Annotated in this window: 6 protein-coding genes and 1 pseudogene; 3 read left to right on the top strand and 4 right to left on the bottom strand. The window is 61.2% G+C overall.

What is annotated here, in order from left to right; translation table 11 throughout:
* Positions 1–52: 52 nt before the first annotated feature.
* The 3 genes and pseudogenes from ACMGFG_RS24030 to ACMGFG_RS24020 all read right to left on the bottom strand — a co-directional run.
* Entirely contained in the window at positions 53–637 is a 585-nt protein-coding gene (locus ACMGFG_RS24030) for a response regulator (protein ID WP_436932818.1), read from the bottom strand.
* An 82-nt stretch (positions 638–719) separates the two neighbouring features.
* The gene (locus ACMGFG_RS24025) at positions 720–4,691 is read right to left on the bottom strand and encodes a PAS domain S-box protein (RefSeq protein WP_436932820.1); all 3,972 of its coding nucleotides are present in this window, start codon (positions 4,689–4,691) and stop codon (positions 720–722) included.
* 9 nt (positions 4,692–4,700) lie between these two features.
* Positions 4,701–5,030: pseudogene (locus ACMGFG_RS24020) on the bottom strand (PAS domain S-box protein); the annotation flags it as partial.
* On the opposite strand from ACMGFG_RS24020, the gene ACMGFG_RS24015 reads away from it, so the two are divergent.
* Positions 4,956–6,269, top strand: a complete 1,314-nt coding sequence (locus tag ACMGFG_RS24015) for a bacterio-opsin activator domain-containing protein (RefSeq protein ID WP_436932817.1) — start codon at positions 4,956–4,958, stop codon at positions 6,267–6,269. The pseudogene ACMGFG_RS24020 and the gene ACMGFG_RS24015 sit on opposite strands and share 75 nt — an antisense overlap.
* A gap of 40 nt (positions 6,270–6,309) precedes the next feature.
* Positions 6,310–8,058, top strand: coding sequence for an MEDS domain-containing protein (locus tag ACMGFG_RS24010; protein WP_436932819.1), 1,749 nt, complete (start codon positions 6,310–6,312; stop codon positions 8,056–8,058).
* Positions 8,059–8,398: 340 nt separating this feature from the next.
* Here ACMGFG_RS24010 and ACMGFG_RS24005 read toward each other — a convergent pair whose 3' ends face one another.
* Complete coding sequence (locus ACMGFG_RS24005) at positions 8,399–9,835, bottom strand: FAD-binding oxidoreductase (protein ID WP_436932816.1); 1,437 nt, start codon at positions 9,833–9,835, stop codon at positions 8,399–8,401.
* Positions 9,836–10,140: 305 nt separating this feature from the next.
* On the opposite strand from ACMGFG_RS24005, the gene ACMGFG_RS24000 reads away from it, so the two are divergent.
* Entirely contained in the window at positions 10,141–10,785 is a 645-nt protein-coding gene (locus ACMGFG_RS24000) for an SDR family oxidoreductase (protein WP_436932815.1), read from the top strand.
* Positions 10,786–10,904: the final 119 nt, after the last annotated feature.

Raw genomic sequence — 10,904 nt, 5'->3', positions numbered from 1 at the left:
GGCGATTTATCCACCGATTCAGCGCAGCAGAGGACTGCAGCCGGTTTGCGAACTAGTTGTCAGCGGCTTCGTCTTCCGAGAGGCTTGACCACACCTTCTCGAAGGCCTCTTCGTCCATGTCGTCCATGGTTTCGGCAGCGTGCGATTCGAGTTCGGAGGCCCGTTTTTCGAGCGCCTCGTACTCGTCGCTGTCGGCGAGTTCTTGTCGAGTCTTCTCGGATTCGAGTGCCGCTTTCTTCTCGGCAACCGAAAACAGCTCTCTCGTGTGGTCATCGTACGCCGAGAGGGAGAGTAACTCCTCGACAGTCTCCCGAATGTCCTCGTCGGCGACAGGCTTGGTCACGTACGCGTCGAAGTCCATCTCCGCAATGTCGAAGTCCGGATCCACAGCGGTTACCATCCCCACGCGCACGTCGATGCCCCGCTGTCTGATCTCCTCGAGAACATCCTGTCCGGACAGCCCCGGCATACGGCGGTCGAGCAGGACGACATCCACAGTGCCATCGACCTTTTCGAGAGCTTCTTCACCGCCGTAGGCCTTCCGAACGTCGTACGCGTCGTTCAGCGCGAGCGCGTATATCTCGACGACGTCTTCCTCATCGTCGACGATGAGAACAGTCGGAGAGTTATTCGCCATTACGTACCTCACTCACATTGTACGGTGATAGTCGTTTATTCTCGATCATGCTTTGGCCTGTGGGTTTCATCGGTTCGGCGGACTACGTGATTTCGGCCTGCTCTGTCCCGTCAGATGGTGCGTCGGGTGACTGCCGTCGGAACCTGAGTACGACAGTCGTTCCATCCTCGTTCTCGCGCTGTTCGCGATAGATGTCACCGCCGTAGGATTCGACGATCCATCGGGTCAGCCAGAGCCCGAGTCCGCTCCCGTGAGAGAGTTGCGAGATCTCTTCGTCACCGCCGACGACGCGCCACTCGTCGTCGGGAATGCCCGAGCCATCGTCGTGGAAGCACAGTTCCACCCAGTCGTCTCGCTCGGCGACATCGCGGGTTTCGATGGTAATGCGTGGCGTTGCGCTGTCGTTGTGTTCGATCGCGTTCTCGATGAGTTCTTCACACGCTCGCCGAACGTCCTCGTTGCCGGCGATCCACAGCTCGTCGGGGATGTCGATGGAGAGTTGCACATCGGGGTGCGCGTCCCGCTGCTCGGAGACGACATCGCGGAGATGTGAGGCGACATCGACGACGCCGGTGTCGCTGCCGCGCCTGCCCAGCACGCGCTCTATCTCCTTGGCCTTCTCACTGAGGGTCGCGACGTCCTCGGCATTGTCTTCCAACGTCCGTGCATACTCGGCAAGCTCGTCGTCCTCGACGTTCTGGGCCAACCGCTTGGCCAGCGCCATCACGACGTTCATGTCGTTGCGAAGGTTGTGTCGCAGCACGCGATTGAGTACCTGCAGATACCGCTCGCGCTCTTTTTGCTCCGTGATGTCCGTGTAGACTGCGAAGCCATAGGTGCCCTCCTCCCGGGCGTAGGGGATTCCACGAAAGAGGAAATCCCGGCGCCCATCAGTCGTCTCGCGTTGCGCGTCGGCCCTCGTCTGTTCGCCGTCGATAGCACGGTCATCGAGATCCGCAGCGGATTCTCGCTCGTCCTCGGGTACGATGAGGTCGTTCAGGTTCGATCCGTGAGCCGTCTCGCGCCCGTATCCGAACGTCTCGGTGAACGCGGGGTTGACGTACTGGACGATGGGCTCATCGTCGACGAACTCGACCTCGGCAATTGGATCCGGCAGGTTCTCGAACAACGTCTTGAACCGCTCGCGTTCGCTTTCCAGCGAACTGCGCGTCTCCGCGAGTTCGCTGATGTCGGTGACGACGCCCGCGATCTCGGCCCTGTTGTCCGTTCCCTCGACGGGTGCTAGTTCGAGTTCGATCGGCCGTCCCTCGTCGTTCGGAGTCACCACGTCGACTTCGAGCGTGAGACTCCCGGTACGGTCGCAAGCGAACACCTCTTCGAGGGCGTCCTCGCACGCGTGTGTGTCCTCGGTATCGACGATATCGGTAAGGTGTGTCCCGCCGAGCGTCTCCCGGTCGCTCCCGAGATATGCTGCGAGCGGTTCGGTCACGTATATGAACCGACCGTTTTCGTCGAGAAGGAACACCTTCTCGTCGACGTGATCGATAATCCGCTTGAGGTGACGCATCTCCGATTCCTGTTCGAGGCGGTCGAACGCACTCACCGCGGCGGTCGCGAGCAGTTTGACGAGTGCAACCTCTTCCTCGTCGAACGCAGCTGATTCCAGAGCGCCGAGACTGAGAACCCCGTACTCGTCGAGTGGCAACAGCATCGCCGAGTCGATCGACCCGTAGTCGTGGCCAGTGATCCCCGACAGATCGTCGACGACCATCGCCTCATCGGACTGAAACACCTCCCCGAACAAACTCTCGCGGTCATCGTACGTCGGGAACTCGGAGGCGTGTGCTTCTGCTCCCGACGAGATGCGGGTCGGCGGGAGCGTCCCCGCCTCGGCATCGTGAAGCCGAACCGAACTGACCTCGTAATCGAATACCGTGTTCACGCCGGCAACGATCGCGTCGATGAGCTCCGCTTCGTCGCTCGCGCGAATGAGCGATTGCGTGGCGTCGAGCAGGTCGTTGAGTGTCTGCTCGCGCTCCTTTCGCTCGGTGATGTCCTGCGCTGCCCCGCGGATCGTCACCACGTCACCATCGTCAACTATCGGCACGCCCTGTACCCGGAGCCACCGGATGGTATCTTCTGTGCGCCGGTATCGCACCTCTACGTCGAACGGTTCCTCGGATTCGAGCGCGGCGTCAACGGCCTCTTCGACAATCGGACGGTCTTCCTCGAGGTAGACATTGAGAGCCTCGTCCAGCGGTGGTTCCTCGTCGCCGTCCACCCCGAGCAACTCGAAGAGGTGTTCGCTCCAGAACACCTCCATGGTGTCCGTATCGATCTCCCACCCGCCGACGTCGGCGATGCGTTCCGTCTGTTCGAGCAGCTCCTGCAACCGGACGAGTTCCTGCTCGCGCTCCTTTCGCTCGGTGACGTCCTGCTGGAATCCGATCCAGTTGGTCACAGTCCCGGACTCGTCTCTCACCGGGGCGATGGTGACGTCGTTCCAGAACTCCGTCCCATCCTTCCGGTAATTCCGCAGTTCAACGGACACCGGCCGGTGGTCGTCGATCGCCTCCCGCATCTCGGCCACTGCATCGGGATCCGTGTCGTCGCCCTGCAGGAGGCGACAGTTCCGGCCGACGACCTCGTCTTCGGTGTACCCCGTCATCTCTACGAACCGCTCGTTCGCGTAAACGATCGGGTTATCATCCCGGTCGGGATCTGTGAGGATGATACCAACGGGGGCTGTTTCCATCGCCTCCGTCTTCGTTTTCAGTTCCTGCTCGCGCTCCTTGCGCTCGGTGATATCCGTAAAGTACACCGAGAGCCCGTCCTCGTCGGGGTAGGCCTGTACTTCGAACCAGACGTCCAGCGGTTCGTAGTGCTCCTCGAACGAGACCGATTCCTGTGTCTCCATCGCCTCGTGGTACTGCTCGTAGAACGTCGTCCCGACGGCGTCGGGGATTTCCTCCCAGAGGTTCCGTCCGACCAACTCTGCAGCGTCGTAGTCGGTATCCGTCGCCCGACGCAGGACATCCGCTCCGGCTTCGTTGACGTAGGTGACTCGCCACTCCTCATCAACCGCGAAGAACGCATCGTCGATCCGTTCGAGGGTCTGCTCCAGTCTGCTCCGGGCCTCTTCGAGTTCCCGCTGGTACTCCCGCTGTGTGAGTTCCTGTTCGAGCCACTGGGCTATGATGTCCAGCAGCGTCCGCTCCTCACTCGTGAACGAGTGGTCACGGATATCGTCGTCGGCGAAACACAGCGTGCCATAGAGGTCGCCGTCGACGACGATTTTGTCGCCGAGATAGCAGCCGAGGCCGAACCGCTCGTACGCGGGGTCGTCGCCCATCGCCTCCGCGGCGTTTTCGACCGCGAGCGGGTCGTCGGTCTCCGAGCTGATCGTGTGCCGGCAGTACGTCTCCGAGAGGGCGCTCTCCTTGCCCGCCTGAATCAGTTCGTGATCGCCACGAGCATCGATGATCTCGAAATCGCCGGCAGCGTCGTCGATCCGGGAGAGGAAGGCGATGTCCATGTCGAACCGATCGGCGCCGAATTCGAGCAACTGCTCGACTTGCTCCTCGAGGGAGGCGGCAGGCTTGGCAGTTATCTCGTGGAGGCGCTGGAGCGTGTCTCTGCTCTCGCGTAGTTCCCGCTCGCGATCCTTTCGTTCGGTGATATCGTACCCCGCGACGACGATGCCCTCGACGCCGGTGGCCTCGTCGGTGTCCCTCGAGACGGGTTCGACGTGAAGGTCGAGGGTTCGTCGCTCCGGGCCGGCCGCGATCTCGAGTTCCACCCGGGAGGTATCGCCGGCGGCTGCTGCCTCGACTGTCTCTCGGACGCGTTCCGCCGTTCCGTCGTCGTCCATCCACCACGGCGTCTCCCACAGCGGTGAGCCTTCGACATCCGAGGGGGCGGCTTCCACGTAGTCGAGCGCGGGCTGATTCGCTCGCAGGACGCGGCCCTCCTCGTCGAGCACGACTGCGAACGAGGACGGGTGGTCGAACACGGCCTCGAGTTGTCGTTCGCGATCGCGGAGGAGTCGCTCGTTCTCCTTCCGGTCGGTGATGTCCCGAACGAATGAGAGCACGCGGTCGCGGCCGGCGATCGTCGCCGGCTTGAGACTGACCTCGACCCAGAAGGCGTCCCCGTCGGCGGTCTGATTGAGCCATTCGAACGTCTGGGGCCCGTCCTCGGCGGTCTGTCGGATTCGTTCGCGGGCTGCCGCCTCCGTGTACTCGGCCGTCCCGGAGACGACGTCGGAGAAGGAAGGGGACTCGTGCGTCTCCGGGTCGTACCCCAAGAGGCGATAGAGACGACGGTTCGCGTCGAGAATCTCGCCCGAGTCGGGGTCGTGGACGGCGATGCCATCGGAGGCCTGTTCGAAGATCTGGTGGTACTTATCGCGCTCGCGATTCCGAGAGATCATCGACGAGATGCGATTCGTCGCGATCGCGGGGTTGAGTTTCCCGTCCGACAGTTCCACCACGTCGGTCGGGCCGTGCTGGATGATCTCCTCGGCATCGGTCTCCGTCGCGAACAGGATCGGGAGCCTCGGATGCTGGTCGCGAAGTGCGGTCAACACGTCGATGCCATCAACTTCGGGTGGATCGTGGAGACAGACGACGCAATCAATGTGCTCGGAGGTCAACCGCTCGTGAGCGGTCTCGACGTCCGATACAGCCTGAACGGTGAGATCCCGGTCGCCCATCGCCGTGAGCTGTTCCCCGATACCGGGCGGGGTTCCGTCGGATGGCTCGATCGTGAGTACCCGTATGGGTTGCTGGAAGCCTTCAGCCCGACTCATCTTCCGTCACATTATATTAGCAGACGTATGAACACTGCGGAGACACGAGGAGGAGCACGGGCCCAAGATACCCTCGATCCAACCGTCGATAGGTTGAATTCACCTCTCAGCCTAATTCGGGGTATGGAGACTCAGAACCGTTCTGGCGACTCTCCTCCCCTCGTAGAACTCGAATTCTCTCTCCGAGATTCGGCGTACTATGTAGTACGAGTATCTGAAGATCTTGGGTGCCGGGTTGAGCTGTTGGACACGATCTACGCCCCCGAAGACGAAAGAAAACTCTTCGAGTTCTATCGGATCGAAAGCGGTGACGAGGACACGATCGTCGAACAGGCAACGTCCTGCGATATGGTTCGAGATCACCGAGTTATCGCTCTCTCCGAGGACGAGTGTGTCGCCGAGGTGTTGCTTACTGAGGACTGTGTTATCGGGATAGTTGCAGAGGAAGAGTCGCTTCTGCAGTCTATCGAAGCGGTCAACGGGGAAGCACGGATCACAGTCGTGATCTTGCCCCACCGGGAACCCGATGAAGTAACCGACGAGCTCCTCGAGGAACACCCGTCGCTTCAGCTCGTCGCTCAGCGACAGAGCGAGTACGTACTGCCGCTACTCACGAACAGAAGTGTCAAGATGCAGTTGAAACAGCAACTCACGGATCGTCAGTGGCGAGCACTGAGACTGGCGTACGTGAGCGGATATTTCGACCGCCCCCGACAGGTTTCTCAACGGGAGTTGGGTGGGATGATGGACGTCTCTCAGGAAACGTACAGTCAGCACCTCCGCGATGCCCTCGAAAACCTGTTGCGGGGGCTGTTCGAAGAGGGCCTTCTCACCCGTGGCAGTCCCGACGAGGAGCTGTAGTGGTATGGGTTTTATATGAGAGAAGAGATGTGTATTTCCTATCTACGGACTTCCGATCGAGTATAGCGCACCCAGCGCCCAACTGTCCGTCGAGGGGGCCGACACGGATCAAAGCGCCGGGCATGCGAACGACCATCTCGCGCTCCTCTACGAGGATCACGACGAGCAGATGGCAGCGGTCGTTCCCTTCCTCAAGCGAGGGATAGAACACGATGAACGCTGTCTCTACGTGACCGATGACAACTCGAAGGGAGACGTCATCGACGCGCTGCAAGCGGGCGGGATTGATGTTACGGCTGCTCGCGAGTCGGGTGATCTCGCGCTCTACACGGCCGGCGAGACGTATCTCGAGACGGGAACGTTCGACCGAGACGCAATGCTTGATTTCTGGCGAGATGCGCTTTCCGAGGCTCGTGACGAGTATGCTGGTATCAGGGCCGCTGCCGAGATGACGTGGGCTCTCGAAAGCGAAACGGAACACGAGCAGCTGGCGGCGTACGAGTCGCTGCTTAATCCCCTCTATGCCGACGACGACTACGTCGTTCTGTGCCAGTACAACCGACATCGCTTCCCGTCCGAGATGCTCTCGGACGTCATCCGCACCCATCCGCTCGTGGTGAACGGTGAGGCCGTCTATCCGAACGACCACTACATCCCCTCTGATGAATTCCGCAGCACAGACCGATCGTCGCTGAACGTCGATCGAACGCTGAAACGAATCCGGGACGATACCCTCGTCACCTCCGAGACCGCATCGACAGCCACAGGCGACAAAGAGGGTGGAACGGAATGCATTCTGCTCTCACTCAGCGACGAGACCAATCAGCGCGTTCTGGCCGACTGGCTGGACACCCAGTACGACGAGGTAATCGCCGCTGACACGCCCGAGACGCTCACCACCACTGCGGTCGATCTGTGCGTGCTCGATGTCACGACCTTTGATCGACATCGCGAGACGCTGATCGAGGCCAAAAAACAGACAGAACCGGAGATACTTCCGTACTTGCTCGTGCAACGCGATGAATCAGTGCCCTCAGACGCGGACGTTCGGGAGCATGCGGACGAAATCCTCACTATGCCGACCGACAAGGACACGTTGGCGTGGCGGATCGACACGCTGCTGCAACTGCGGGGATTGTCCCAACGGTTGGCTGCGAAGAACGACCAGATCGAACACCTTGCCAATGCGGCCGCGCACGACCTCCGCAACCCGCTCAATGTGGCGATGGCGTGGCTCAATAAGATCGACGACGGTGAGGCCGTCGACAAGATCGAAAACGCTCACCATCGAATGGAAAAGCTCATCGAGAACGTGCTGGCGGTGGCAAAGACCGGCGATCCATTTTCCAAGGAAGATCGCGAACCAGTCAACCTGTCGACGCTCGTCGCCGGCTGCTGGGAAGTCGTCCCGACGAAACGGGCCGAAATTCAGATGGATGATGGCCTCGACCGAACCCTACAGGTGGAGCCGGTGCTCTGTCGGCAGTTCTTCGAGAACCTCTTTCGGAATGCCGTCGAACACGGCGGCGACAGCGTCTCGGTGCGCGTCGGAACGATAGACGACGTCGGGATCTACGTCGAGGACGACGGCCCCGGAATTCCCGCCGATGAGCGCGACGATGTCTTCGGTGGCGGCTATACGACGGGATCAGGAAGTGGGATCGGGTTGACGGTCGTCAAGCGTGTGTCCGAATACCACGGGTGGAATCTCCATCTTTCTGAAAGCGATGAGGGCGGCGCACGATTCGAAATCACCGGGATCGACACTTCTACCACCGATTCGAGATAATCCTCGACGAAATTCTCCTCTATTCGTCGAATTGACTGCCACCAGACAATTCAGTCGAGTGACCTATATTAATCCACCAGAGGGTCGCTCCGGACGCGGAAGCAATCAAATGCACCGCTAGCGAAGGTTGCGAAGTGCTTCCCGATGATCTTTCCTTCGAACGGGGCAAGTTGCTGACGTGGCGGACGGGGGTGTTGGCAGTGCGGTGTGACGTGGCCGCCGAGGAGGGCGTCGAACTGCAGATGATCGGCGAACGCGGATACCGGACTTCGTCTCCACCTGAACGGGCGGGTGAGACCTTCACAAAGAACGGCGCTCGCTCACCACCGTAGTAACTGGGCTATCCGTTGCGATCAGCAGGGTCGACGTTGACGTTCAGACTGAACACGTTGTCGGGGTCGTACTCCGCCTTCACTTCGGCCAACCGGTCGTAGTTGTCATCGTAAACCTGCTCGCTCCAGTCCTCCCAGTCTTGCTCCTCGACGCCGGTGAAGCCCGCGTACGCGCCCTCAGCACCGGCATCGTCGAGATCGCGGAGCAACTGCTCGGTCTCGCGGGCCCATTCGAGGTTGGGGGAGTTCGCGGTCTCCTCCCAGTTGCCCTCGATGGTGATCATGTACCCCTTGTCGTCCCACGCGTAGGCCGCGTCCGGGCCGTGGCCGATATTCCCACCCATCGACCAGATACCGATCGCGTCCATCGGGGTCGGCGCCTCGTCCATCTGCTCCAAGATGATGTCGTGAGCCTCGTCGGTCAGCTCATCGAGGAAGACCGAGCGATGGGTGTACTTGCGCCCCCACGGGTACATCTGCGTCCCGAGGTCATGCAGCATCTCGTACGGCATCACGTCGCTCATATCGATCAACGGTTCGGCGACGCTGCGGAGCGGCTCGATGACCTCCTCGCCCTCCTCGGGATCGCCGGCGTAACAGCCGAGAATACCGACTGCAGGCGTGCCGGCCAGCTCGTCGGGCATCGGCGGCAGGTTGGGCACCTCGCCCCGCAGGAGGATGGTGGTGAGTTCCTCGGGCGCATCCACCATCACCTCGCGGTGGGTTTCCAGCACGTCCTCGGCGACATCGGCGGGGTAGAAGACCCCGAGGCCCTGCACCATCGGGCCGACCTCGTACAGGTCGAACTCGAAGTTGGTGACGACGCCGAAGTTGCCGCCGCCACCGCGCACCGCCCAGAACAGATCCTCGTTGTGCTCGGGCGAGGCCTTCACCAGCTCGCCGTCGGCGGTGACGAGTTCGACGCTTTGGAGGGCGTCGATGCCGAGGCCGTGCTTGCGGCGCATCCAGCCGATGCCGCCCCCGAGCGTGCTGCCGGGGATGCCGACGTCGCCGGCACTCCCGGTCGGCGGCGCAAGGCCGTGGGGTTGGGTCTCGGCGAGGACGTCCTCGGCTCGCGTTCCGGGCTCGACACGCGCGACCTGTTCGTCGGGATCGACGCTGACGCTGTCCATCTCCGAGAGGTCGACGACGAGTCCGCCCTCGGCGAGGGCGGTGCCTGCCTGATTGTGTGCCCCGCCACGAATGGCGAGATCGAGATCGTGGTCGGTGGCGAAGCCGACGGCGCGGGCCACGTCAGCCCCGCCTTTCGCTCGTACGACGAGTGCGGGATACTTGTTGACGAGTCCGTTCCACACGTTCCGCGCGTCCTCGTAGTCCTCGTTATCGGGGAGGATGAGGTCGCCGCGGAGTCCCTCCTCCAGCTCTTTCACGTCTTCTTCCGGGAGCGATGCGACGATACCGAGCGGATGTTTGTACGATGTCATGGTTGCTACTATTAGAATATATTGTCAGGATTGGTTTTCACTACTTCCCCGTACAGCCATCTCCTATCTGTCAGGCATTGGGATTATGCTTAACGGATGGAGCAACGTTGTGGGCACACGAGTCCGGTGAATACGGGACTCGACTATCGGCGCGTGTCTGCCTCTGTCTGTATCAGTACGACTATTTTTGATCGTTCTGCATCGTCATGTCTCAATCGCATTTCTGACACCCAGTTGTTCCATCAGGACGGTGTTCGGACGACCCCAGCGTCTATTGAGCCGAGTCCACATCGATACGATACACGATGCAAGTCGCAGTTATCGGTGCGAACGGCGGCATCGGCCGCGAGTTAGTGCCTCGCCTCGCGGACGCCGGGCACGATCCGATCGGCATCGTGCGCGACGAATCCCAATTCGACGCCATCCGCGAGCGAGGTGGGGAGCCGCGATACGGTGACCTCAAGGGCGAGTTTGCGCCGGCGCTCGAGGGTGTCGACGCGGTTGTATTCACCGCTGGCTCCGGTGGAGATACCGGCTGGGACAAGACACTGCTGATCGACCTGTGGGGAGCCCGGCGAAGTATCGACGCCTGTGTCGACGGCGACGTCGACCGGTACGTGATGATCAGCGCGTACAACGCGAGCGAGCCGCTGGCCGAGCCGGAGGCGCTTGCCCCGTATCGGGTGGCCAAGCGATGCGCCGACGACTATCTGGAACAGGCGCCGCTGGATGCCACGATTCTGCGGCCGACGACGCTCACTGACGAGGAGGGAACGGGGCGGGTGTCAGCAGCCTTCGAGTATCACGATGACGGCGGGCCGGATATCTCGCGAGCTGATGTCGCGCAGACGGTCGTCGCCTGTCTTGACGACGAGGCGACAGTCGGCGAAACGATCCGGCTCTTCGGTGGGGACACTCCAATCGAGCAAGCCATCCACCCCGGTGATTGAGTGGCTCTCCTGTCGCTATCGCTCCAATCGGTAGGTAGGCGATCGGTTCTCTGAGATGCTTGATGCGGTGGATGTCATACAGCGGTTCGCCACCCCATTCTCGTCCCGTTGTTCGCTTA

It is taken from the genome of Halosimplex halobium (genome assembly GCF_051414055.1).
GTDB classification, from domain to species: Archaea; Halobacteriota; Halobacteria; order Halobacteriales; family Haloarculaceae; genus Halosimplex; species Halosimplex halobium.
This window is presented reverse-complemented; position numbering and strand designations above follow the sequence as displayed.